This window comes from Cupriavidus gilardii, assembly GCF_017598945.1.
Lineage (GTDB): Bacteria > Pseudomonadota > Gammaproteobacteria > Burkholderiales > Burkholderiaceae > Cupriavidus > Cupriavidus gilardii_E.
Genome location: NZ_JAGFTW010000035.1, coordinates 36,424 through 59,843, shown reverse-complemented (window position 1 = coordinate 59,843; position 23,420 = coordinate 36,424). Strand labels below are relative to the sequence as shown.

Genomic DNA, 23,420 nt, shown 5'->3' with positions numbered 1-23,420 from the left:
ACACGTAGTGCCGGAGAAGCAGCATGCTATGCTTGTGGAACACGTATCTCTGGAGCGGTGGTGGCAGTCTTGTCTTTGTAGTTAATGATGCGGCTCCAGGTGTGAATAAGAGACAGCCATCCCTGGCAGCCCGCTCGTTTCATGCCTCGTCCGCCGCTATCCCTCAGAGCGCGCGCGGTCGGCTATCTGTCGCGCCGCGAGCATAGCCGCGCCGAGCTGGCGCGCAAGCTGGCGCCGCATGCCGAGTCGCCCGAGGAGCTGGAGCGCCTGCTCGATGCGCTCGAGCGCGAGAACTGGCTGTCGAACGCGCGCTTTGCCGAGAGCCTGGTGCACCGGCGCGCGAGCCGCTATGGCGCATCCCGCGTCATGCAGGAAGCGCGCACGCATCAGCTCGACAGCGAACAGCTGGCCGACCTGCAGCAGCAGTTGCGCGCCACCGAACTGGAACGAGCACGCGAGGTCTGGCGCAAGCGCTTCGGCGTCGCGCCGGCAACGCCGGAGGAGAAAGCCAAACAGCTGCGTTTCCTGACGGCGCGCGGGTTCTCCCAGGCGGCGATCAGCCGCGTGATCCGCGACGCCGATCTGTCGCCCGACGAGGAAGCCGAGTGAACGCCGGGCGAAATCGGGTCGGCGCGTGGGTTGTGATGCAGGCGCCGCGGCGGACCGATGATCCGTGCCGACAATCCGGCTCAACACTGCACGCATCCGGGTATTCCCGGCCAATGCGGTTCGGCATGTTAAACTCCACGAGTTTTCCGCAAGCGCGGCGCGATTTCGCGCGCCCGCAGCAAATCGTCTTCAGGCGCCGGTTCCGCCGCGTCTTCCCTTGTCACAGCCTGGTGCCATGCCGCTTTCCGCCCCCGTCAATCGCGCCCTGCGTCATCGTCGCGCCATCACGGCCGAGGCGTATCTCCGCGAAGACGGCCTGTGGGACATCGAGGCCCGGCTCACCGACACCAAGCCCCGCGACATTCCGCTCGCCGGCGGCGGCGTTCGGCCGGTGGGCCAGCCGCTGCACGACCTGTGGCTGCGCGTGACCATCGACCTGCGCATGAACGTGGTCGACGCCGAGGCCTGTTCCGACTGGGTTCCCTATCCGGACCACTGCGACACCATCGGCCCCGCCTACCGCAAGCTGATCGGCCTGAACCTGATGAAGGGGTTTCGCAAGGCCGTGCGCGAGCGCCTGGGCGGCGTGGCCGGCTGCACCCATTTGACCGAACTGGCCGGAATCCTGCCGACGACGGCAATCCAGGCCTTTGCTGGCGACGTCTTCAAGATTCGCGACGGCGCCAGCGACGACAGCAATCCCGAACCCCCCTATCAGCTGCATGGCTGCCATGCGCTGCATTTCGAAGGGGAGGTGGTTCGCCAGTTTTACCCGCGCTGGTACGGACACCAGCCGAAACCGAGAGCCCGGGCCGATGCGCCCCCGGCCCCGACGCCGCAGTCACCGCAGGCGATCCCCGACGACGACGACGGCGTCGCCTCGCGCAGGTCCACCGGAACCTCCGGGTGAGGTCCCGGGATCGCCGAGATCTCGATCTCTCCCGCTTTATCACCACGCTTTACTACCCGGCTTTTCTACCCATTTACGCCTACCCGAAAGGAAACACGCATGAATATCCATGAGTACCAAGGCAAGGAAATCCTGCGCAAATACAATGTGCCGGTTCCGCGCGGTATCCCCGCATTCTCGGTCGAAGAAGCGCTGAAGGCGGCCGAACAGCTCGGCGGCCCGGTGTGGGTCGTCAAGGCGCAGATTCACGCCGGCGGTCGCGGCAAGGGTGGCGGCGTCAAGGTGGCCAAGAGCCTGGACGAGGTCAAGACCTACGCCAGCAACATCCTGGGCATGCAGCTGGTCACGCACCAGACCGGTCCGGAAGGCAAGAAGGTCAACCGCCTGCTGATCGAAGAAGGCGCGGACATCAAGAAGGAGCTGTACGTCAGCCTGGTGGTGGACCGCGTGTCGCAGAAGGTCGCGCTGATGGCCTCGAGCGAGGGCGGCATGGACATCGAGGAAGTCGCTGCCCAGACCCCCGAGAAGATCCACACGCTGATCATCGAGCCGTCGATCGGCCTGACCGACACGGACGCGGACGACATCGCCCGCAAGATCGGCGTGCCCGACGCCAGCCTGTCGCAAGCCCGCCAGGCGCTGCAGGGCCTGTACAAGGCGTTCTGGGACACCGACGCCTCGCTGGCCGAAATCAATCCGATGATCCTGACCGGCGACGGCAAGGTGATCGCGCTCGACGCCAAGTTCAACTTCGATTCGAACGCGCTGTTCCGCCACCCGGAAATCGTCGCCTACCGCGACCTGGACGAAGAAGATCCGGCTGAAATCGAAGCCTCGAAGTTCGACCTGGCCTACATCTCGCTCGACGGCAATATCGGCTGCCTGGTCAACGGCGCGGGCCTCGCGATGGCCACCATGGACACCATCAAGCTGTTCGGCGGCGAGCCGGCCAACTTCCTCGACGTGGGCGGCGGCGCCACCACCGAGAAGGTGACCGAGGCCTTCAAGCTGATGCTGAAGAACCCGAACGTGCAGGCCATCCTGGTCAACATCTTCGGCGGCATCATGCGCTGCGACGTGATCGCCGAAGGCGTGATCTCGGCCTCGAAGGCCGTGCAGCTGGGCGTGCCGCTGGTGGTCCGCATGAAGGGCACCAACGAAGACCTCGGCAAGAAGATGCTGGCCGAGTCGGGCCTGCCGATCATCTCCGCCGACACCATGGAAGAAGCGGCCCAGAAGGTGGTGGCCGCGGCCGCGGGCAAGTAAGCCAGACGCGAAACCGAAAGCGAGCGGTGGGGCGCCGTGCGCCCGCCGCGACAGCCAAGCAAAGGATTACAGCATGTCGATTCTGATCAACAAAGACACCAAGGTCATCACCCAAGGTATTACCGGCAAGACCGGCCAGTTCCACACCCGTGGCTGCCGCGACTATGCCAACGGCAAGAACGCGTTCGTTGCCGGCGTGAACCCGAAGAAGGCCGGCGAGGACTTCGAGGGCATTCCCATCTACGCCAGCGTCAAGGAAGCGAAGGAACAGACCGGCGCGACCGTGTCGGTGATCTACGTCCCGCCCGCCGGCGCCGCTGCCGCGATCTGGGAAGCGGTGGACGCCGACCTGGATCTGGTGGTCTGCATCACCGAAGGCATCCCCGTGCGCGACATGATGGAAGTCAAGGACCGCATGCGCCGTGAAAACAAGAAGACGCTGCTGCTCGGACCGAACTGCCCGGGCCTGATCACGCCGGACGAAATCAAGATCGGCATCATGCCGGGCCACATCCACAAGAAGGGCCGCATCGGCGTGGTGTCGCGCTCGGGCACGCTGACCTATGAAGCCGTGGGCCAGCTGACCGCGCTGGGCCTGGGCCAGTCGTCGGCCGTCGGCATCGGTGGCGACCCGATCAACGGCCTGAAGCACATCGACGTGATGAAGATGTTCAACGACGATCCGGACACGGATGCCGTCGTGATGATCGGTGAGATCGGCGGTCCGGACGAGGCCAATGCCGCCTACTGGATCAAGGACAACATGAAGAAGCCGGTGGTCGGCTTCATCGCCGGCGTGACCGCGCCTCCGGGCAAGCGCATGGGCCACGCCGGTGCGCTGATCTCGGGCGGTGCCGACACGGCGCAAGCCAAGCTGGAGATCATGGAGTCCTGCGGTATCAAGGTCACCAAGAACCCGTCGGAAATGGGCCGTCTGCTGAAGTCGATCCTGTAATACGGTTCGGCGCCGGCGCTGCCGGTCTGTCGGCCGGCGCCGCGGTCCGCCGCGGCGCCCCCTGCAATGCCCTCGCTTGCCGCGAGGGCATTGTCGTTTTGGCGCCACGGGAGCGACCAATAGATCATTCTCTGATGTATTGGCAGGTTTGCTGAAATCAAATCGAAAGGTTGCTGCGGTACATCTCCATGTCTTGGGCGTCAGACATCCGAAAAGCCGCAGTCACGCTGCCGGCGAGCCCGGCGCCGGTATCCCCGGCACCCCTGACACCCGGTCCTCATTCCAATTCCAATATCGACTTCGAGGAGCCACGCAGTGGAACTGCTGTCATCCACCACGTTCTGGATCGCACTGGGATCCATCATCCTGACCAACATCGTGCTGTCCGGCGACAACGCCGTCGTGATCGCGCTGGCCTCGCGCAACCTGCCGCCCGCGCAGCAGAAGCGCGCGATCTTCTGGGGCAGCGCCGCCGCGATCATCATGCGCGTGGTGCTGACCGTCGCCGCCGTCAAGCTGCTCAGCCTGCCTTACCTGAAGATCATCGGCGCGATCCTGCTGGTCTATATCGGCGTGCAGCTGCTGACCGGCGACGATGGCGAGGAAGGCCATGACGCCAAGGACAATATCTGGGCCGCGATCCGCACCATCCTGATCGCCGATCTGGTGATGTCGCTGGACAACGTGGTGGCGGTGGCCGCCGCCGCGCAGAAGGGCCCCGAGGGCAGCCAGTTCCTGCTGCTGATCGTCGGCCTGGGCCTGTCGATTCCGCTGATCGTGTTCGGCAGCACGCTGCTGCTGAAGGTGATGGAACGCTTCCCGGTGATCATCGTCGCCGGCGCCGCGCTGCTCGGCTATCTGGCCGGCGAGATGCTGGTCAGCGATCCGGTCGACGCCGCCTGGTTCGAAGTCCACGTGCCGCATGCCCACCTGGTGTTCGGCGCGGTCGGCGCGATCCTGGTGGTCGTGATCGGCAAGCTGATGCAGAAGCGCAGCGCGCAGACCGCCTGACGTCCCGCCCGGCCGTCGTCCCCCGGACGAACGCGGCCATCAGACCGAGCCCGGCACGCCCGCAGCGTTGCCGGGCTTTTTCATGGGCGCTTCCGTTCGGTCCGCGGGTCATGCTTCGATGCCAAATTTTGTGAAGGGACGGCCAAGCGCGTTCTCCCGGCTCGATACTGTCGGCCTTCGCATCGTTCGGGAGCCGCCCCATGTCATTCGCCGCACGCTTGCCGCAGGGCCATTGCGCAGGTCGCGCCCATCGCCATCCTCGGCCCCCTCGTGGCTTCACGCTGATCGAGCTGATGGTGGTGGTCGCCATCATCGGCATCCTCGCTGCCATCGCGGTACCGCAATATCGGGACGATACAATTCGGGCCAGGCTGTCGAGCGTGCTGACGGCGGCCGCGCCGTTGAGGATGGCGGTCAGCCTGTGCGCACAGGAAGCGGGCGGCGTGCTCGACGATTGCAACGACGACCATGCCGCCGCCGCGATCCCGCCGTTCGCGCCGAACCGCGAGATCGCCCGGGCCAGCGTCACCGGTCCGGGCGTCATCACGCTGACGCTGGCCGCCAGCGGGCTCGGCGCCGGTGTCGACGGCAAGGAGATCACGCTGCGGCCATCGCTCAACGCGACCTCGGTCAGCTGGGAGATCGCCACCACGATCGACAATGCAGTGGCCAGGCAGTACGTGCTCAGGAACAGCCAGTCGCCCGCCGATACATCGCAGGCGAGGGCGTAGTCGGTTGTCGGGGCCGGTGTCGTAGCCGGCATCACCCGCCGTGCCGGACTGCGCAGGGATCATCTCGGCGACACGCCCTTGGGCGCTTCGCCTTCGTTGGGAATCGAATGTGAATTTGCGCAGGAACGTTGCGCTGGAAGCGGCGTGCCCGTTGTTGGCCATGGCCGTCGCGTTGCCGCCGCTGGTCTCGAAACATACGTTGCCGCTGGCCACTTTCTACGGCGAGTGGGCGTCGGCGCTGGCGTTCGTCGTGCTGGTGCTGTGGTCGGCCCGGCTGCGCGCGGTCGGCAGCGGCGTGCCGCTGGTGGCCGCCTTCTGCCTGTGGCTGATCGCGCTGGGCGCGGGCGCCACGCTGGTGGGCCAGCCCGACGTGACCGGCAGCCGCAGCCTGACGCTGGCCGCGTTGCTGCTCGGCACCGGTGCGATCTGGGCCGGCCACCGCTATCGCCGCGCGCTGGACGCCGAGGCGGTGCTGACCGCATTTGCCACCGCCTGGGTGGCCGCCGGCCTGTTCGGCACGCTCGCGCAATGGGTGCAATTGTTCCGGCTCGAGGGCGACAGCTTCGGGCTCGTGTCCGACTACTTCTACGACGCCAATCGCCGGCTGTGGGGCAATCTGAACCAGCCCAACCACCAGGCGACCGTGCATGGGCTGGCGCTGGCGGCGTCGGTCTGGCTGGCCTCCCGGGGCAAGCTGCGCGCGCTGCCGTGGATCGTCGCGGTGGTGCTGATCGAGAGCGGCGTCGTGCTGTCGGGCTCGCGCACCGGCGTGCTGCACGTCGGTCTGGCCGCCTGTTACGCGCTGGTGGCGGCGTGGCTCGCGCGCTCCGCGCAGCAGGACGCCGCGGCCGAGCGTTGGACGCTGCGCGCCCCGGCGGGGCTGGTATTCGCCGCGGCCGCGCTGGTCGCGATGCTGATGTTGCTGCAGCCTGCGATCAAGACCGCTGGGCAGGCGTTCGGCTGGTCGCTGTTCGACACCATGGCGCAATTGCAGGCCGGCGACCAGATCTCCGCGCGCGGCGCGCTGTGGGCGCATGCGTGGGCGATGTTCGTCGCGCATCCGTGGTTCGGCGTCGGCTGGGGCGAGTTCGGCTGGGCGCAGTTCGAACAGATGGCGCGGCTCGGCGTCATCGTCGAGATGTCGCTGCACGCCCATAACGCCGTGCTGGACCTGCTGGCCAAGACCGGGATCGTCGGCACGGCCGGCGTGGCGCTGTTTCTGGCCGCCTGGCTGTGGCGCGTGGTGCGGACGCGGCTGTGGCGCGCCGATACGGCGGAGCGCGCGCGTACCGCGGCGGCGCTGACCTGGCTGGCCATGCTGTGCGCGCATTCGATGCTCGAATACCCGCTGCACTATCTGTATTTCCTGCTGCCGTTCTGTTTCCTGCTGGGTTGGCTGGAGCCGGCGGCGCTGACGGTCGCCCGGATGTCGCGCCCGCTCGCCACGGCCGGGACCGTGGTGGTCGGCGTGGCGGCGGCCCTGGTTCTCGCGACGATGTGGCAGGACTATCGCCGCGTCGAGGCGCGCGAGTACGCGAGCCCGGCGCGGGTCGACACCTTGCCGGCGCCACACCTCTGGTTCGGGCAGCACGCGGAGGCCCACCGCGCCGAACTGGCGCCGCTGACCGCCGACGGCGCCGACGCCTGGCTGCCGCCGCATATCGCCGCCATCCACCTGTTGCCGACCCCCACGATGATCGCGCGCGGGGCCTGGCTGCTGGCGCTGAACGGGGAGCCCGAACAGGGCCGCGAATGGCTGGAGCGGCTGCGCTACTACTATCGCGGCGACGAGGCCGCGCAGTTCGCCCGGGTCGCCGGCTATTGCGACGGCGTCGACGCTGCCAGGCGGCCGAACGCATTCTGCGAGTGGATCCAGCGCCGCCGCGCCGACAAGGCCGCGCCACGTCAGGCCGGTAGCACGGCGCCCCCCACACGGTAGGCCGATACCACGGTAGGGCGGTAGCCGGAAGGCGGAATGCCGCGCTGCGGCAAGCCGTGGCTATCGAGATTTCCGAGGAAGCGGCGGCCCTTGGCATTTCATCCGTCGGCACGATTTGTCACGCCAGTTCCGGCCCATAGACTCGCCCGGTGCCTGTGTCACACGGGAGAGACGAATGCGGACTGGCAAGCGAAGGATCCTGACGGCGGCTGTCCTCGGGCTGATCGCCATCATTACCACCGAGGTGCTGGCGCGCGCCGGCCTCGGGCTGGGCGATCCGCCGCTGTATCAGACCGATCCGGAAATCGAGTATCTGCTCAAGCCCAACCAGCGCGTGAAGCGCTTCGGCCATCGCTATGTGGTCAACCGCTTCGGCATGCGTTCGGAGGATTTCGAGCCGAAGAAGCGCGCCCCCGGAGAGCGGCGCGTGCTGGTGTTCGGCGATTCCGTCGTCAACGGCGGCGCGCAGGTCGATCAGGGGCGACTGGCCACCGAGCAGTTGCGGGCACGGCTGGGTCAGGACGGCAAGGCGGCAACCGTGGGCAATGTGGCGGCGTTCAGCTGGGGCCCGGGAAACTGGCTGGCCTATGCGCGACGCTTCGGCTTTCTCGACGCCGACACCGCGATCATCGTGGTCAATGGCGCCGACTATGGCGATGTGCCGACGTTCACGCCGCTGCGGACGGACACCCATCCTTCGGAGCCGCCGCTGTCGGCGCTGGTGGAGGGGGCCACCCGCTATCTGCCCGCCTATCTGGGACTGGACCAGTCGTCAGCGCCGCCGCGGGAATCGACCGACGCCGACCGCGCCGCCTCGCTGCGGGATCTGGCCGAACTGATCGTGATGGCAAAGCGCGCCGGCGTGCAGGTCCGAATGGTGCAGCACTACGAGCGCGACGAACTGGACGGCGCCGGAATGCCGGCCGGCCTGCAGGCGTTCTCCCGGCTGTGCGAGGAGTACGAGGTGCCGATCGTCAGCATGCGCGATGCCGAGCGCCGCGCACGCGACGTGGCCTACCTCGATGACATCCACCTGAGTCCCGAAGGGCAGGACCTGCTCGCCGATGCGCTGGTGGCCGCGGCCAATCTGCCCTCCGGCGCGCGCCACGCCGCTACTGCCGGCCTGTACCACTGACGCAGCGGACGGCCTGATCCCGGCGGCTGCCGGGACTTACTGCGCCACCCAATCCCCCGACTTGCCGCCATGCTTCTCCAGCAGGCGGATATCGCCCATCACCATGCCGCGGTCGGCGGCCTTGCACATGTCGTAGATTGTCAGCAGCGCCACCTGCACGCCGGTCAGCGCTTCCATTTCGACGCCGGTCTGCCCGCGCGTTTCGGCGCGGACGGTGCAGCGCACGGTGCTGGCCGCCTCGTCCAGCGCGAAGTCGAGCGCGACCTTGGTCAGCGCCAGCGGATGGCATAGCGGAATCAGGTCGGCGGTGCGCTTGGTGGCCATGATGCCGGCGATGCGGGCGACGCCGAGCACATCGCCCTTCTTCGCGGTGCCGTCACGCACCAGCGCGAAGGTCTCCGGCGCCATCGTGATGGTGCCGGTGGCGATCGCCACGCGGTGGGTGGCGTCCTTGCCGCCGACATCCACCATATGGGCCTGGCCGGCGGTATCGAAGTGAGTGAGCTTGCTCATGGTTGGCGTCGCAGGGTAGGCGTCGAAGGTTGGCGTCGAAGCGGGAGAGGATCGAAGGAAAGCGAGGGAGGTCGGGAAAAGCCGACAGCGGCGGAGGGGCTGCCGCCCGGCGCGGAACGGTCGCGCCAGGCCGCTATCATAGCAACATGCTGATTTCCCGCCCCGTCGTCCGGCCTATTGCCCAGCCCATTGCGCCCGCTGATCGCCGCGCCGCCAGCGGCTCGCGCCGGACGCCCGCATCGCGTCCTTCGGTGTTCCGGCTTGCCGTATTGCGCCGCCCGCTGGCCGCGCTGCTGATGCTGGCGCTGGCCACCCCGGCCTGGCCGCAGTCCGCATCGGCACCGACCGGCACGGCTTTGCCGACGATTGCGCCGCCGCTGCCGGGTTTGGCCGGCGACGCCAGCGATCAGGTCTACGACAACCTGAACCGCAGCGTGAAGGCCGGGCAGAAGTCCGACTTCGGCCTGCGCAGCGGCAATCCGGTGGTCGAGAGCAATGGCATCCAGCTGCCGGACATGGGCGATCCGTCGACCGCGGCGCTGTCGCCCGATATGGAGAAGCGGCTGGGCGACCGCATCATGCGCGACATCCGCCGCGATCCGCAGTACGTCACCGATGCGCTGCTGGCCGACTATCTGAACGCGCTGGGCTACAAGCTGATCCAGGCCGCGCGCCGCCAGAATCTTGCCGGGACCACCGGCGGCGGCACCTTCGCCACGGGCTTCGAACTGTTCGCAGTGCGCGATCGGACCATCAACGCGTTTGCGCTGCCCGGCGGCTATATCGGCGTGCATACCGGGCTGCTGGTGCAGTCGGAGACCGAGTCGGAACTGGCGTCGGTGCTCGGCCACGAGATCGGCCACGTCACGCAGCGGCATATCGCGCGCGGCATCACCAGCCAGGATCAATCGATGTGGATCGCGCTGGCGTCGATGGTGCTGGCCGGGCTGGCAGCGACCCGCAGCCCCGACGCCGCGGCCGCGCTGGCGATGGGCGGGCAGGGCGCGGCGCTGGCCAACCAGCTGTCGTTCTCGCGCGGCGCCGAGCGCGAGGCCGACCGGGTCGGCTTCCAGATCCTGTCGGCGGCGGGCTTCGATCCACAGGGCATGCCGGACTTTTTCCGCCGGCTGCAGCGCGTTACCGGCATCTCGGAGAGCTCGGTACCGTCCTATGTACGGACCCACCCCCTGACCTCGGAGCGGATCGCCGACATGCAGGACCGCGCCAGCCATATTCCGGTGCGCAAGGTGCCGAGCACCCCGGAGTACGAATTCGCGCGGGCGCGCGCTCGCATCCTGCAGGAAGCCAATCCCACCGACATCCACAACGCACGCGCCGCGCTGCAGGCGCAGCTGTCGAGCGCGCCGCCGATGCGGGTGCCGGCGCTTTACTACGGCATCGCCTTCGCCGAGCAGCGGCTGGGCCGGCTGGTCCAGGCCGAGCAGGCGCTGGCCGAGGCGCGCCGGCTGTACGGCAATATCCCGGGCGCGTCGTCGGGCAGCCCGATGCTGGACGTGATGGCGATCGAGCTGGCGCGTGCGCAGGGCCGCGTGCCGGATGCCGTCCGTCAGGCCCTGGCGTCGATGAAGACCTTTCCGTTGTCGCACGCGGTCGCGCTGTCGTATGCCGAGACGCTGCTGGGCGCGGGCCGCTCGGACGAGCTGGTGACCTTCCTGCGTTCCCGCACCCGCGAAGAAAGCGCGCGGGCCGAGTGGTGGGAGCTGCTGGCGCGCGCCTACGCGGCGCAGGGCAAGCGGGTGCAGCAGCACCAGGCGCTGGCCGAGAAATACGCGCGCGATGGCGCCTATCAGGCCGCGATCGAACAGCTGCAGATCGCGCGCAAGGCCGGCGATGGCGACTTCTATACGCTGTCCGAGGTCGATGCGCGGCTGCACCAGCTGGAGCGCCAGTATCGGGAAGAACGCCAGGACAACAAGGGCATGCCGAACTGAGCGGCCGCGCCGCCCAGGCCCGCACGCGCGTCAGCTCGATGGCGGTTGTTGCTGCGCTTGCGGTGGCTGCGGCGCCGGCTGCGGCTGCCGCACGAAGCCGAAGCGCTGCGGCACCTCCGCCTCGGCGATCGGCTCGATCGGCAGATCGCGGCCGCCGAAATGCAACACGCCCAGCTCGGTGCCGCAGGCCTCGCCGTGCCAGTCGCAGCTGCCGCTGAAGGCGTCGAGATCATGGTCATGCAGCAGCGCGACGTGGATACCGTTCTCGCCGTCGATCTCGCCGGCCAGCAACACGTTGCCGTGCTCGTCGGCATGGCAGGACCGCGGCACGAAGGCGCGCTGCGAGGTGGTGTGGAACTGGCCCTGATGCAGGCGCACGACCCAGGGCGCATAGGCCAGCTCGACGAACACGCGCTGCGGCCCGTTCTGGAAGAACCAGGCACCGTGCTCGTCGCGCTGATAGTTGCGCTCGATAAAGCCGACCAGCGCGGGATGCCGCAGCGGGTCGCCGGACAGGCCATGCTGCTGCGCGTATTCGTTGCGCAGGCGCCATTGCCCGCGCCGGTCCAGCGCGAGCCAGCCATAGCAGTAGGGGACATTGGGCCAGCGGGCCATCGCCTGCTTGACGATATCGTCCATGCTCGTCTCCTGTTGAACTCCTGCCAGCGCGGCATGCCGCTTTCAGCGTAGAACCTGTCAGGCCAGGCTATCGAAGAATCGCAGCACGCGCGCCGGCAGCCAGTCGGTATGGCCGCCGCCCGGCAGCAGCGACGACAACGGCAGATGGCGCCGCCAATCGCGCGGCGGCGCGAGGAAGCCGACGTGGCCGCCATGCTCGGGCTGGTCCAGCAGCACCTGGCCGCTGACCTCGCGCGGGCCCGGCAGATAGTGCGCCGGCAGGAAGGGATCGTTGCGCGCGTTCAGTACCAGCGTGGGCACGGCGATATGGCGCAGCACCGGTTTGCTGGCGGCGCGCGCCCAGTAGTCGTCGGTATCGCGAAAGCCGTGCAGCGGGGCCGTGACCACGTTGTCGAAGGCATAGAGGTCGCGGCTCGCCAGCAGCGCATCGCGATCGAACAGGCCCGGATACTGCGCCAGCTTCTGCAGCGACTTGCGCTTGAGCGTCTGCAGGAACATCTGCGTATAGACGCGATTGAAGCCACGTGAGAGCGCCGCGCCGCCGCCTGCCAGATCGAGCGGGGCGGATACCGAGGCGGCGCCGGCCAGGAAGCCGGCGCTCGACTGCGCCTCGCCCAGATAGCGCAGCAGCGCATTGCCGCCGAGCGAGATGCCGAGCGCGACCAGCCGCCGTCCGTCGGCCGCATGCCGCTCGTGCAGCCGCCGCAGCACCCAGTCGATCTCGACGTGGTCGCCGGAATGGTAGAAGCGCGGCGCCAGATTCAGCTCGCCGGAGCAGCCGCGGAAATGCGGAATCACGCCTTGCCAGCCGCGCTCGCGCAGCGCGGCCATCATCGACTGCGCGTAGTGGCTGGTCGAGTTGCCCTCCAGCCCGTGGAACAGCACCAGCAGCGGCGCGCCGGGTGCGACCGGATGCGTGGTCCAGTCCAGATCGATGAAGTCGCCGTCGGGCGTGTCCCAGCGCTCGCGGCGGAAGCGCACGCGCGTCCGGCGTGTCAGCCGGGCCGGGATGATGGTCTGGCTATGGCCGTCGCGCAGCCACCATGGCATGCGCGCGTGTGCGTCGAAACCGTGCGGGTCGTCCGGCGGCGACAGGGGATGTCGGATCGGATCGGCGGGGCGGGACATGTCGGCGGGCGGTTCGATGCCGGGCGCTTTCCCGATCGGTGGCAGTCCGTTCAGTGCAGCGCCTGCTTGGCCGTTGCGGTCGAGATCGCGACCTGCGCGGCGTTGGCCGGGCTGCAATGGATATGCGCGAGGCGCCAGCCTTCGTGGTTCTGCATCAGCACGTAGGTGGTATGCACGTACAGGTCGGCCTCGACGCGGTCGGCCGCAAAGCGCAGCGCCTCGGTCACATCGAAGATGGAAACGCCCAGCGTCGCGTGGCTGCTGCTTTCCAGCACGTCGATCAGCACCGGCTGGCGGTCCAGCAGTTGCAGGAAGGCCTGGCGCAGATGATCGTGGCCGATCAGCCGCTGGCCGTCGGGCATCACGCAGGTAATCGAATCCTCGTCCAGCCACAGCTTCAGCGCGCCTTCTGCATCGCGCAGCTTCAATGCCTCGCGAAAGGCTTCCAGGATGTCTTCGGCGGAATCGAACAGGCGGGCGAAGCGAGGCATGGCGGGATCGGTCGGTGGGCCCCGCCGGCAGGCCGGGCCATGAATCGAAGCCGTCCCAGGTGCCGGTGTCGGTCGGTCTCTGCGGGGACGGCCATCGCGGGTCAATCAACGGCGCGCCGGGCGCACCTGGCGGCGCCAGGTCGGCGCGCGCTGTTCAGCTTCTGGGTTGCTCGGCTACGCAATCAGGGCCGGTGCAGCAGCTTGCGCAGCTCCACGAAGACCATTTCCGGCTCGATCTCCCGCAGGCAGCGCAGATGGCCGAGCGGGCATTCGCGCTGGAAACAGGGGCTGCACTCGAGCTGGAGCCACATGATACTCGCTGCCTGTGACAGCGGGGGCGTATGGCGCGGATCGCTGGAGCCGAACACCGCGACCTGCGGCCGGTTCAGCGCGGCGGTCACGTGCATCAGCCCGGAGTCGTTGCAGACCGCCGCCTCGGCCAGCGCCAGCAGGTCGACCGCGTCGTCCAGCGAGGTCTGGCCGCACAGATTGCGCACGAACGGCGCGCCGGCGCAGATCTCGGCGGCGATCTCGCCGTCCTTGGCCGAGCCCAGCGTCACGATCTGCGCGTACGGATACGAGCGGCGCAGCATCTGCGCCAGCTCGGCGAAATGCGCCGCGGGCCAACGCTTGGCCGGGCCGTATTCGGCGCCGGGGCAGAAGGCGATCAGCCGCGTCTGCGGCGCGATGTCGAAGCGCTCGGCGGTCTTGACCACGCGCGCCGGATCGACACGCAGCCGCGGCTCGGGCAGGGCCTCGGGCAGCCGCGCCCCCGGCTTGAGCGCCAGCCGCGCATAGTGCTCGACCATCGGCGGACGCTTGTCCTTCGGCGGATTGGCGTGGCGGATGTTGAGCAGCCCGAAGCGCGCCTCGCCGCGATAGCCGACCCGCAGCGGAATGCCGGCCAGCCATGGGATCAGCGCGGATTTCAGCGAGTTCGGCAGCACGTAGGCGACGTCGTAGCCTTCGTTCTTCAACTGCTGGGCGAACATCAGCCGCGCCGACAGCTGCAGCTTGCCGTGCGCCAGGTCGCTCGGAAACACGCGCGCGATCTCGGGCATGCGCGCCAGCACGGGCGCGACCCATTTCGGCGCGAGCGCATCGATGGCCAGGCGCGGATGGCGTTGCTTGAGCAGCGCGAACAGCGGCTGCGCCATCAGGGCGTCGCCGATCCAGTTGGGCGCGATGACGAGGGCTTTGTTCATAGGCAAGGCGCCGCCATGCCGGCCCGAAGGCTGCGGGGGCGGCAGAGCGGCGAGAGCGAAACGGGGCGTTCGGCGCCGGAAAGCGAAGCGGACCCGGCCGGTACCGCAGTCGGGGCCGGCAGTGGGGTGGGCGCTGCTTTCGGCGCATGCGCGGCCACGCCAGCGTGGCCGCGCCCGGGAACGGACGAGCGGGCGATCAGTGGTGGCCCTTGAGCACGGTGCCCGGCTTGAGCTGGTAGACGGTGCCGCAGTACGGGCACTTGGCCATGCCGGTGTCCGCCACATCGAGGAACACGCGCGGATGGTAGTTCCAGGTCGGCGTATTGGGCGTGGGGCAGTGCAGCGGAAGGTCTTCGGCGCCGATTTCGACGACGGTTGCGGTTTGCGTCATGGTGTTGCGGGGTCAGTCGTGTCAGATGGGGATTCTGGCTGTTGGTGCGGCGGCAGGCCCGGCGCCGATGGCGGCCGGGCCGCCGGCATCAGACCAGGGTCAGCCAGTGCTGGTATTTCTCGTTGGTGCCGCCGACGGCGGCGAAGAAGGCGTCCTGGATCTGCCTGGTGATCGGGCCGCGGCGGCCTTCGCCGATCACGCGGTCGTCGAGTTCGCGGATCGGCGTGACTTCGGCTGCGGTGCCGGTGAAGAACGCCTCGTCGGCGCAATAGACTTCGTCGCGGGTAATGCGCTTCTCGCGGACTTCGATGCCCAGGTCGCGCGCGATCGTCAGCGTCGCGTCGCGGGTGATGCCGTCCAGGCAGGAGGCCAGATCCGGGGTGTAGATCACGCCGTTGCGGACCACGAAGACGTTCTCGCCGGAGCCTTCGCTGACATAGCCCTCGGTATCGAGCAGCAGCGCCTCGTCGTAGCCCAGGCTGGTGGCCTCCTGGTTGGCCAGGATCGAGTTGATGTAATAGCCGCTGGCCTTGGCGCGCACCAGCGACACGTTGACGTGATGGCGGGTGAACGACGAGGTCTTGACGCGGATGCCGCGCTCCATGCCTTCCTCGCCCAGATAGGCGCCCCAGGGCCAGGCCGCGATTGCCACGTGAATGGTGTTGCCGCGCGCGGAGACGCCGAGCTTTTCCGAGCCGATCCAGACCAGCGGGCGGATATAGCAGGATTCGAGCTGGTTGGCCTTGACCACCTCGCGCTGCGCCGCTTCCAGGGTCGCCTGGTCGAACGGGATCTCCATCTGGAAGATCTTGGCCGAGTTGAACAGGCGGCGGGTGTGCTCCTTGAGCCGGAAGATTGCGGTGCCGGCCGGCGTCTTGTAGGCGCGTACGCCCTCGAACACGCCCATGCCGTAGTGCAGGGTATGGGTCAGCACGTGGATCTTGGCGTCGCGCCAATCGATCAACTTGCCATCCATCCAGATCTTTCCGTCACGATCGGCCATCGACATGTTTGTCTCCCGCAAAACGTCAAAAAGGTGCAAAGGCGACATTGTAAGCCCCGGCACACCCCGTGCCAACGCGGCGAGGCGGCGCCGGGGCGGCGCCGGGGTGGCGCCGGACCGAGGATTGGGGCGATTCGACGCCTGGGCCTGGCGTGCTTATATCGACACGGCATACGCTCAAGCGAACTCAATCGTTTGGAAAGTGGCGGTTCGTTGGTATCGTACTTGCTTTGCAGTCCGGACCCGCCGCCACGCCAGGCAGCGGGCCGCGCCGGCCGAGCCGTTGTTCGGGCCTTGTTCCGGCCTTGTTCCGGCCTTGTTCCGCCTTTCGATTCCTGGTATTCCGATTTCGCCGCCATGACACGCACTTCGACCCGCCGCCTCGTGACCCGCCGCCTTGTCGTCACTCTGGCCACTCTGGGCAGCCTCGCCTGCCTGTCGCTGGCCCCGTCCGCGCAAGCCCAGGGCCCGGGCAACTGGCCCGACAACAAGCCGGTCACGATCCTGATGGGCTTTACCGCCGGCTCGGGCGTCGACATGGTCGGCCGCACGCTGCAGGACTCGCTGCAGAAGTCGCTGAAGACCACCATTCTGTACGACTACCGGCCGGGCGCCGGCGGCAACGTCGCCTCCGAAGTGGTCGCTCACGCCAAGCCGGATGGCTATACGCTGCTGCTGGGCACCGCCGCCACGCACGGCATCAACCCGGCGCTGTACAAGAACCTGCCGTTCGACGCCGAGGCCGACTTCACGCCGATCGCGCCGCTGGTCGAGGTCTCGAACGTGCTGACCGTCAACCCGGCCGTGCTCGACGTCAAGTCGGTCAAGGAATTCATCGAGAAGGTCAAGGCCAGCCCCGGCAAGTACAACTACGCCTCGACCGGCAACGGCACCGGCACCCATCTGGCCTTCGCCGAATTCAATGCGCGCGCCGGCCTGGACATGGTCCACGTGCCCTACAAGGGCGGCCCGGACGCGCTGCAGGCGGTGCTCAAGGGCGAGGTCTGCTGCATCTTCAACCAGGTGCAGAGCGTGCTGCCGCAATACCGCGCGGGCAAGGTGCGGCTGCTCGGCGTGACCACCGCCAAGCGCGTGCCGGTGATCCCCGATGTGCCGACCATCGCCGAGAGCGGCGTGCCGAACTACAACAGCACGATCTGGTTCGGCTTCTTCGGCCCCAAGGGCCTGGACCCGCAGATCGCGCGCAAGGTCAACGACGCGGTGCGCGTCGCGCTGCAGGACCCGGCGGTGCGCCAGAAGCTGGTCGACGCGGGCAACACGCCGCGCATCGAAACCGTCGACCAGTTCCGCGCCACGGTGAAGGCGGACCGCCAGAAGTGGGCGAACGTCGTCAAGACGGTGGGCGCTTCGATCGATTGATCGACGTGACTTCGGGGCCGCGCCGGCTATTCCGCGGCCCGTCAAACGGAGGAGCGCTGCATTGCGAAGCAGACCCCGGCCAGGGGCCGGGGCCAGCATCGAGCCCAGAGTCCAGCCGCCTCAAATCCCCTGTCCGCCCGACACCTCGATCCGTTGGGCGTTGACCCAGCGATGGCTCTCGGACAGCAGGCCGGCGATCATCGGGCCGATATCGTCCGGCACGCCGGCGCGGCCCAATGCGGTCATTTCGGCGAACAGCTTGTTGATCTCGGGATTGTCGCGGACGGCGCCGCCGCCGAAGTCGGTTTCGATCGCGCCCGGCGCCACGGTATTGACTGCGATGCCGCGCGCCCCCAGTTCCTTTGCCATATACCGCGTCAGCACTTCCACGGCGCCCTTGACCGCGGCGTACGCCGCGTAGCCGGGGAACGAAACGCGAGTCAGCCCGCTGGACAGGTTGACGATGCGCCCGCCGTCGGCCATCAGCGGCAGCAGCGTCTGCGTCAGGAAAAAGACGCCCTTGAAATGCACGTTCACCAGGGCGTCGAACTGCGCTTCCGTGGTGTCGCCGATCAACGCATAGTCGCCGTGGCCGGCGTTGTTGACCAGATGGTCGAACGTGTCGCGCTGCCAGGTCTGCCGCAGGGCGACACGCAGGGCCTCCGCAAACCGCGCAAAGCCGCCGGTATCGCCGGTGTCGAGCTGCAACGCACAGGCCTTGCGACCCATGGCTTCGATCTCGGCGACGACGGCGTTGGCCTCGTCGGCACGGCGCTGGTAGGTCACGACGACGTCCCCGCCGCTGCGGGCGATGGCGATGGCGGTGGCCCGGCCCAGTCCGCGGCTGGCACCGGTGACGATGGCGATCTTGCTCATGGTCAAACTCCTTGGTTCGGTTGGTGGTGATCCGAATTATTGAAGTTCAAGTCGCGATAGGCTTAGTCAATTTCTCCCGGTTTCTTGCCTGAATCTCCGAGCCGGTTCGCCATGCCGCCAGACGAACGCTATGCTGCGTGCATGAACGCTGACCTGCTCGAAGCCGTCCGCCGGTACACGGACGCCTGCGCCGATCCCCACGGCCTTGCCCAAACACCCGTGCCCGGCCTGACCACGATCCGGGCGACCTCGCCCAGCGGACTGGTCCATGCCATCGCGCGGCCGCTGGTCTGCCTGGTGCTGCAAGGCAGCAAACGGGTCACCATGGGCGCGCAAACCTTCACCTTCGAGGCGGGCGACTCCATGCTGATTACCGCGGACGTGCCGACGGTCAGCCAGGTCACCCGCGCCAGCGCCGAGGCGCCGTATCTGTCGCTGGTGCTGGAGCTCGAGCCGGCCGTGATCGCCGATCTCGCCATGCAGATGCAGTCGCTGCCCGCGCCCGACGGCGTGGCGGTGCGGTACGAGCCGACCGATGCCGAGGTCGCCGACGCGGCGCTGCGGCTGATGCGCCTGCTCGAACGGCCCGAAGCGGTCCCGGTGCTGCACGCGCAGCGTGTCCGGGAGCTCCATTACTGGCTGCTGGCCGGTCGGCATGGCGCCGCCATCCGCGAACTGGGATGGCCGGAGGGCAATGCGCGGCGCGTGGCGCGCGCCGTGGCGGTGCTGCGGGAGGAGTTCACGAAGCCCTTGCCGATGGAGCGGCTCGCCGCGGTGGCCGGCATGAGCGCCTCGTCGTTCTACCAACACTTCCGCGCCGTCACGTCGCTGTCGCCGCTGCAATTCCAGAAGCAGCTGCGGCTGCTCGAGGCGCGCCGTCTGATGCTGGCCGATGGCGCGACCGCCAGCAGCGCGGCCTTCGCCGTCGGCTACGAAAGCGTGCCGCAGTTCACGCGGGAATACCGGCGCATGTTCGGCGTGCCGCCGGCGAAAGATGCCGACGCCATGCGCGGCGCGCTGCAGGTGGCGAGCGCCGAATAGCGTGCCGACGGGCACATTCGCCGTGCGCGCCGGGATTTAAGCAGGCACTTACCCAAATCGCGCCAGGCCCTATAATGGCGCCTTGCCCGCCGCGCCCGCGGCGGGGTATCCGGCGATGCCGGCGCGGCGCAGTGATCGCCGCCGCGCGATCGGCCGGAATCCTCACCGCGTCCGCTCCATGACTTCCCCTCGGCCACCGGCCTGGCTGCGCCTTTGGCATCGTGCCACGCAAGGCGTCCTGCACCGTTTCTGGACCCGCTTTCCACGTGCCGAACGCGCCGGCTTTCTGGCTGGCGCGCGCCGTTTTGCGCCCTCGCTGCCGGCCACGTTTTCGTGGGGGCTGGTGACCGGCGTGGCCATGAGCAAGTCGGTGATGACGGTGCCCGAGGCGATCGGCATGAGCCTGCTGGTCTATGCCGGCTCGGCCCAGCTGGCGGTGCTGCCGCTGTTCGCCGCCGGCATGCCGCTGTGGACGATCTGGCTGACCGCCGCCGTGGTCAATCTGCGCTTCGTGATCTTCAGCGCCGCGCTGCAGCCGCATTTCAGCTATCTGCCGCTGTGGCGGCGGACCCTGCTGGGGTCGTTCAACGGCGACCTGCATTTCGTCTTCTTCATGCAGCGCTACCAGACGCCGGGCTACGAGCCCGGCAAGGAAGGCTATTTCTGGGGCATGGCGCTGATCAACTTCGTGATGTGGCAGGTGTCGTCGCTGGCGGGGATCCTGCTGGCCAGCCTGTTCCCCGACAGCTGGGGGCTGGCGCTGGCCGGCACGCTGGCGCTGATCCCGGTGATGGTCTCGACGATCAACTCGCGCTCGACGCTGATGGCGGTCGCGGTGTCGGCAGTGCTGGCGCTGTTCTTTTTCGACCTGCCTTACCGGCTGGGGCTGGTGGTCGCGGTGGTGGGCGCGATCGCGGCCGGCATGGCCAGCGACCAGCTGGCGGCCCGCGCCACGCTGCGCGGCATCGCACGTCGCCGGCCGCGCGAGAAGGTGGCCAACCAGGTCGAGGGGAAGGCCAACAACAAGGCAGGCAGTCAACCCGGCCATGCCGGGTCGTCGGCGGAGGATCGGGCATGAGCCATTGGGAGATATGGATCGCGCTGGTCGGCATGGCCGTGGTGACGATCGTCACGCGCGCGCTGTTCCTGATGGCGGGCGAACACGTCAGCCTGCCCGACCGCCTGCAGCGGGCGCTGCGCTACGCGCCCGCCGCCGCGCTGGCGGCCATCATCCTGCCGGACCTGATGACCTGGCAGGGCCATTTCACCGTCGGCCTGGAGAACTACAAGCTGATCGCCGGCATCGCCGCGGGGCTGTTCTATCTGGCCACGCGCAAGATGCTCGGCATGATCGCGGTCGGCATGGCGGTCTATACGGCGCTGCGGCTGCTGGCCTAGAAGTCAAACCTCGCCGAGTCGCGCATTGCCGTCGTCCTGCACCGTCGGCGGCGCCTTCAGCGTGGCGCTCAGCTGCGTCAGCAGGTGCGACAGCTGGGCCTGGCTGTTGGTGCCGGTCTTGATGAAGATCGCCTTCAGCTGGGTCCGGCTCGTTTCGCGGCCGATCTGCAACTGCTCGCACGCCTCGGGCAGGCCGATGCCGGTGGTCAGCAGCGTGGCCAGCCGCGTCTCCGCCGGCGTCAGTCCATAGAGATCGCGCAACACCTGCGGCAGTAGCGGCGCGCTGCTGCGCGTATCGTGAATCGCCACCAGCGCGGCCGGCTGCTGCCAGGCTTGCCCCATCGCATGCGATGGCGGCAGCGGCAGCACGATGACCTGGGCACGCGCGCCCTGGCGCGATTGCGCCGTCGCCGCCTGGGCCGCCACCGGCGCGCTCGCGTCGCAGGCGGCGCGCACCATCGCGGCGAACGGCCGCGACAGGGTCCATTCGTCGCCCGTGCCCGAGCCCGTACCCGTGCGCGGCAAGGTCGGGTTCGGCGCCAGGCGACGCACCCAGGCCTCGCCCTCGCTGTTGTGCAGCAGCACGCGGGCATCGGCCGAGAACACGATCACGCCGAACGCCAGCTGGTCCAGCAGCTGCATCGACAGGCGCTGCAGCGCGGTCAGCGTGCTGGTGCGCTCGCGCAGGGCCATCGCCTGGCGGATGTGCGGGATCGCCCAGTCCAGGGCGCGCGCGTCCTCCGGCGCGAACAGCGGCCCGTCCAGCGGCCGCTGCAGCGAGAAATAGACCTCGTAGTAGGGCTGGCGATCGACCAGGCAGGCCATGACCGAGCCCAGGCCGTAGCGGCGCATGAAGTCGCCGTAGAACGGGTGCCGGCCCATGGTGGCGACGCCGAGCTCGCGTGCATCGATGTACCAGCCGCCGAGCGGCATTCCGGGCGTAAACGAGCGGCCGGGGTCGAGCGCCTGAAAGGTCTGCTGGTAGGTTTGTGCCAGTCCTTCGACAGGATTGGCCAGTTCCGTGACCGACATGCGGTCGTTGCGCCTGTCCAGCACGACCATGCCCATCTGCGCGCTGCCGCTGGCGCGCTGCAGATTCCGCAGGCTGCGCTGCCACGCCTGCGGATCGACGATGCCCTCGTAGAGCCCGCGGATGGTGTCGTGGATGTCGCTATCGTTCATTGCCGCCTCCGCATCGAACCGATGGCGGGGCAGTGGCCGGGCGACGCGTGCCATGGCTGGCGCCGCCCATGGTCTGCGCCATGGACTTCCCGTTGGTTCATTGACTTCCCCTGGTTCCGACGACAAAGCAATACGCCGCCAGGCTCTTGTCTCATGCGACGGCCCGGTCGACTTCGACCTTCTTGTTTCTTGTTTCTTCTGGACTGGGAGCGGACGGCTTCTCGCGGGCAGCGCCGGGGGCGTCTGCGGTGGCCGAGCAGCTATGGTACGGGTTTGAGGCGGGGTCGTCAGCAGGATGTGATCAGCGTTCCACTCGGCTTTGTGCGCTGGGCGTCGCAACCCCGTTGCAATTGCGCAAAAGGGGCCCCCCGTTCAGGTAAAATGCCGGTTTTTCCGATCTTTCCCGCAAGAGCCATGACCTCTGTCCTGCGTCTATCCGACCTGATTTCCCAAGGCAAACTGTCCGGCAAGCGCGTGTTCATCCGCGCCGACCTCAACGTGCCGCAGGACGACGCCGGCAATATCACCGAGGACACCCGCATCCGGGCCTCCGTGCCCGCGATCCAGGCGTGCCTGGCGGCCGGCGCCGCCGTGATGGTCACCTCCCATCTGGGCCGCCCGACCGAGGGCGAATTCAAGCCGGCCGATTCGCTGGCGCCAATCGGCAAGCGCCTGTCCGAACTGCTGGGCAAGGACGTCAAGCTGGTGCAGAACTGGGTCGACGGCGTCGAGGTCGCCCCCGGCCAGGTGGTGCTGCTGGAGAACTGCCGCGTCAACAAGGGCGAGAAGAAGAACAGCGACGAGCTGGCGCAGAAGATGGCCAGGCTGTGCGATATCTATGTCAACGACGCCTTCGGCACCGCGCACCGCGCCGAGGCCACCACCCACGGCATCGCCAGATACGCGCCGATCGCCTGTGCCGGCCCGCTGCTGGCCGCCGAGATCGACGCGCTGGGCAAGGCGCTGGGCCAGCCGGCGCGGCCGCTGGTGGCCATCGTCGCCGGCTCCAAGGTTTCGACCAAGCTGACCATCCTGAAGTCGCTGGCCGACAAGGTCGACAACCTGGTGGTGGGCGGCGGCATCGCCAACACGTTCATGCTGGCCGCCGGCCTGAAGATCGGCAAGTCGCTGGCCGAGCCGGATCTGGCCGCCGAAGCCAAGGCGATCATCGACATGATGGCCGCGCGCGGCGCCTCGGTACCGATCCCGGTCGACGTGGTTTGCGCCAAGCAGTTCAGCGCCAACGCGGCGGCCACCGTCAAGGACGTCAAGGACGTGGCCGACGACGACATGATTCTCGACATCGGTCCGCGCACCGCGGCGATGCTGGCCGAGCAGCTGAAGGCGGCCGGCACCATCGTCTGGAACGGCCCGGTCGGCGTGTTCGAATTCGACCAGTTCGGCAACGGCACCAAGGTGCTGGCCGAAGCGATCGCCGAATCGAAGGCCTTCTCGATCGCCGGCGGCGGCGACACGCTGGCCGCGATCGCCAAGTACGGCATCGCCGACCGCGTCGGCTATATCTCGACCGGCGGCGGCGCCTTCCTCGAATTCCTCGAGGGCAAGAAGCTGCCGGCCTTCGAAGTCCTGGAGCAGCGCGCCGCCGGCTGAGGGCCGGAACCGCCCGCCGTTCGCGGTTTGCCGGTCGCCGGCCGCCGCAGCGGC

General features: G+C 68.2%; 23 protein-coding genes. 14 read left to right on the top strand and 9 right to left on the bottom strand.

Annotated elements, in window-relative coordinates; translation table 11 throughout:
* Nucleotides 1-141: 141 nt before the first annotated feature.
* The 8 genes from recX to J5T34_RS11830 all read left to right on the top strand — a co-directional run bounded on the left by recX (nucleotide 142) and on the right by J5T34_RS11830 (nucleotide 8,556).
* Complete coding sequence (gene recX / locus J5T34_RS11865) at nucleotides 142-609, top strand: recombination regulator RecX (RefSeq protein ID WP_208579922.1); 468 nt, start codon at nucleotides 142-144, stop codon at nucleotides 607-609.
* Nucleotides 610-844: 235 nt separating this feature from the next.
* On the top strand, nucleotides 845-1,519 hold the full coding sequence (locus J5T34_RS11860) for a DUF2889 domain-containing protein (RefSeq protein ID WP_208579921.1): 675 nt from the start codon (nucleotides 845-847) through the stop codon (nucleotides 1,517-1,519).
* 99 nt (nucleotides 1,520-1,618) lie between these two features.
* Entirely contained in the window at nucleotides 1,619-2,785 is a 1,167-nt protein-coding gene (gene sucC, locus J5T34_RS11855) for an ADP-forming succinate--CoA ligase subunit beta (RefSeq protein ID WP_208579920.1), read from the top strand.
* 73 nt (nucleotides 2,786-2,858) lie between these two features.
* A complete protein-coding gene (gene sucD, locus J5T34_RS11850) occupies nucleotides 2,859-3,740 on the top strand; it encodes a succinate--CoA ligase subunit alpha (RefSeq protein ID WP_174104405.1) in 882 nt (293 codons plus the stop codon).
* A 315-nt stretch (nucleotides 3,741-4,055) separates the two neighbouring features.
* Nucleotides 4,056-4,751 carry a TerC family protein gene (locus J5T34_RS11845; RefSeq protein WP_208579919.1) on the top strand — a complete coding sequence of 232 codons (696 nt, stop codon included), beginning with the start codon at nucleotides 4,056-4,058 and terminating at the stop codon, nucleotides 4,749-4,751.
* Between the two features lie 200 nt (nucleotides 4,752-4,951).
* On the top strand, nucleotides 4,952-5,482 hold the full coding sequence (locus J5T34_RS24070) for a pilin (RefSeq protein ID WP_208579918.1): 531 nt from the start codon (nucleotides 4,952-4,954) through the stop codon (nucleotides 5,480-5,482).
* Between the two features lie 160 nt (nucleotides 5,483-5,642).
* On the top strand, nucleotides 5,643-7,421 hold the full coding sequence (locus tag J5T34_RS11835) for a PglL family O-oligosaccharyltransferase (RefSeq protein WP_208579925.1): 1,779 nt from the start codon (nucleotides 5,643-5,645) through the stop codon (nucleotides 7,419-7,421).
* A 175-nt stretch (nucleotides 7,422-7,596) separates the two neighbouring features.
* A complete protein-coding gene (locus J5T34_RS11830; RefSeq protein WP_208579917.1) occupies nucleotides 7,597-8,556 on the top strand; it encodes an SGNH/GDSL hydrolase family protein in 960 nt (319 codons plus the stop codon).
* Nucleotides 8,557-8,592: 36 nt separating this feature from the next.
* Here J5T34_RS11830 and moaC read toward each other — a convergent pair whose 3' ends face one another.
* The gene (gene moaC / locus J5T34_RS11825) at nucleotides 8,593-9,069 is read right to left on the bottom strand and encodes a cyclic pyranopterin monophosphate synthase MoaC (RefSeq protein WP_208579916.1); all 477 of its coding nucleotides are present in this window, start codon (nucleotides 9,067-9,069) and stop codon (nucleotides 8,593-8,595) included.
* 146 nt (nucleotides 9,070-9,215) lie between these two features.
* Between moaC and J5T34_RS11820 the strand changes: the two genes are divergently transcribed.
* Complete coding sequence (locus J5T34_RS11820; RefSeq protein ID WP_208579915.1) at nucleotides 9,216-11,021, top strand: M48 family metalloprotease; 1,806 nt, start codon at nucleotides 9,216-9,218, stop codon at nucleotides 11,019-11,021.
* A 30-nt stretch (nucleotides 11,022-11,051) separates the two neighbouring features.
* Here the strand turns inward: J5T34_RS11820 and J5T34_RS11815 are convergent, their stop codons facing one another.
* The 6 genes from J5T34_RS11815 to J5T34_RS11790 all read right to left on the bottom strand — a co-directional run bounded on the left by J5T34_RS11815 (nucleotide 11,052) and on the right by J5T34_RS11790 (nucleotide 15,884).
* Nucleotides 11,052-11,660, bottom strand: a complete 609-nt coding sequence (locus J5T34_RS11815) for a DUF2946 family protein (RefSeq protein WP_208579914.1) — start codon at nucleotides 11,658-11,660, stop codon at nucleotides 11,052-11,054.
* A gap of 57 nt (nucleotides 11,661-11,717) precedes the next feature.
* The gene (locus J5T34_RS11810) at nucleotides 11,718-12,788 is read right to left on the bottom strand and encodes an alpha/beta fold hydrolase (protein WP_208579913.1); all 1,071 of its coding nucleotides are present in this window, start codon (nucleotides 12,786-12,788) and stop codon (nucleotides 11,718-11,720) included.
* Between the two features lie 50 nt (nucleotides 12,789-12,838).
* On the bottom strand, nucleotides 12,839-13,279 hold the full coding sequence (locus tag J5T34_RS11805; RefSeq protein WP_174104396.1) for a YybH family protein: 441 nt from the start codon (nucleotides 13,277-13,279) through the stop codon (nucleotides 12,839-12,841).
* Nucleotides 13,280-13,461: 182 nt separating this feature from the next.
* Nucleotides 13,462-14,484, bottom strand: a complete 1,023-nt coding sequence (gene waaF, locus J5T34_RS11800) for a lipopolysaccharide heptosyltransferase II (RefSeq protein ID WP_208579912.1) — start codon at nucleotides 14,482-14,484, stop codon at nucleotides 13,462-13,464.
* 196 nt (nucleotides 14,485-14,680) lie between these two features.
* Nucleotides 14,681-14,875 carry a zinc-finger domain-containing protein gene (locus J5T34_RS11795; protein WP_208579911.1) on the bottom strand — a complete coding sequence of 65 codons (195 nt, stop codon included), beginning with the start codon at nucleotides 14,873-14,875 and terminating at the stop codon, nucleotides 14,681-14,683.
* A gap of 88 nt (nucleotides 14,876-14,963) precedes the next feature.
* Nucleotides 14,964-15,884: a branched-chain amino acid transaminase gene (locus tag J5T34_RS11790; RefSeq protein ID WP_208579910.1), complete on the bottom strand. Its 921-nt coding sequence runs from the start codon at nucleotides 15,882-15,884 to the stop codon at nucleotides 14,964-14,966.
* 351 nt (nucleotides 15,885-16,235) lie between these two features.
* Here J5T34_RS11790 and J5T34_RS11785 point away from each other — a divergent pair, with 351 nt between their 5' ends.
* On the top strand, nucleotides 16,236-17,258 hold the full coding sequence (locus tag J5T34_RS11785; protein WP_208579909.1) for a Bug family tripartite tricarboxylate transporter substrate binding protein: 1,023 nt from the start codon (nucleotides 16,236-16,238) through the stop codon (nucleotides 17,256-17,258).
* Between the two features lie 120 nt (nucleotides 17,259-17,378).
* On the opposite strand, the gene J5T34_RS11780 is transcribed toward J5T34_RS11785, so the two are convergent.
* Nucleotides 17,379-18,134 (bottom strand): SDR family NAD(P)-dependent oxidoreductase, encoded by a 756-nt coding sequence (locus J5T34_RS11780; protein WP_208579908.1) that lies wholly within the window; start codon nucleotides 18,132-18,134, stop codon nucleotides 17,379-17,381.
* Nucleotides 18,135-18,275: 141 nt separating this feature from the next.
* On the opposite strand from J5T34_RS11780, the gene J5T34_RS11775 reads away from it, so the two are divergent.
* From J5T34_RS11775 to J5T34_RS11765, 3 genes are all read left to right on the top strand, one after another.
* A complete protein-coding gene (locus tag J5T34_RS11775) occupies nucleotides 18,276-19,175 on the top strand; it encodes an AraC family transcriptional regulator (protein WP_208579907.1) in 900 nt (299 codons plus the stop codon).
* A gap of 178 nt (nucleotides 19,176-19,353) precedes the next feature.
* Nucleotides 19,354-20,253 (top strand): AzlC family ABC transporter permease, encoded by a 900-nt coding sequence (locus J5T34_RS11770; RefSeq protein ID WP_208579906.1) that lies wholly within the window; start codon nucleotides 19,354-19,356, stop codon nucleotides 20,251-20,253.
* A complete protein-coding gene (locus J5T34_RS11765; RefSeq protein ID WP_208579905.1) occupies nucleotides 20,250-20,573 on the top strand; it encodes an AzlD domain-containing protein in 324 nt (107 codons plus the stop codon). The genes J5T34_RS11770 and J5T34_RS11765 overlap by 4 nt, the downstream gene beginning before the upstream one ends.
* A gap of 3 nt (nucleotides 20,574-20,576) precedes the next feature.
* On the opposite strand, the gene J5T34_RS11760 is transcribed toward J5T34_RS11765, so the two are convergent.
* Nucleotides 20,577-21,755: a helix-turn-helix transcriptional regulator gene (locus J5T34_RS11760; protein ID WP_208579904.1), complete on the bottom strand. Its 1,179-nt coding sequence runs from the start codon at nucleotides 21,753-21,755 to the stop codon at nucleotides 20,577-20,579.
* A gap of 414 nt (nucleotides 21,756-22,169) precedes the next feature.
* On the opposite strand from J5T34_RS11760, the gene J5T34_RS11755 reads away from it, so the two are divergent.
* Nucleotides 22,170-23,366 (top strand): phosphoglycerate kinase, encoded by a 1,197-nt coding sequence (locus J5T34_RS11755; RefSeq protein WP_208579903.1) that lies wholly within the window; start codon nucleotides 22,170-22,172, stop codon nucleotides 23,364-23,366.
* Nucleotides 23,367-23,420 lie beyond the last annotated feature (54 nt).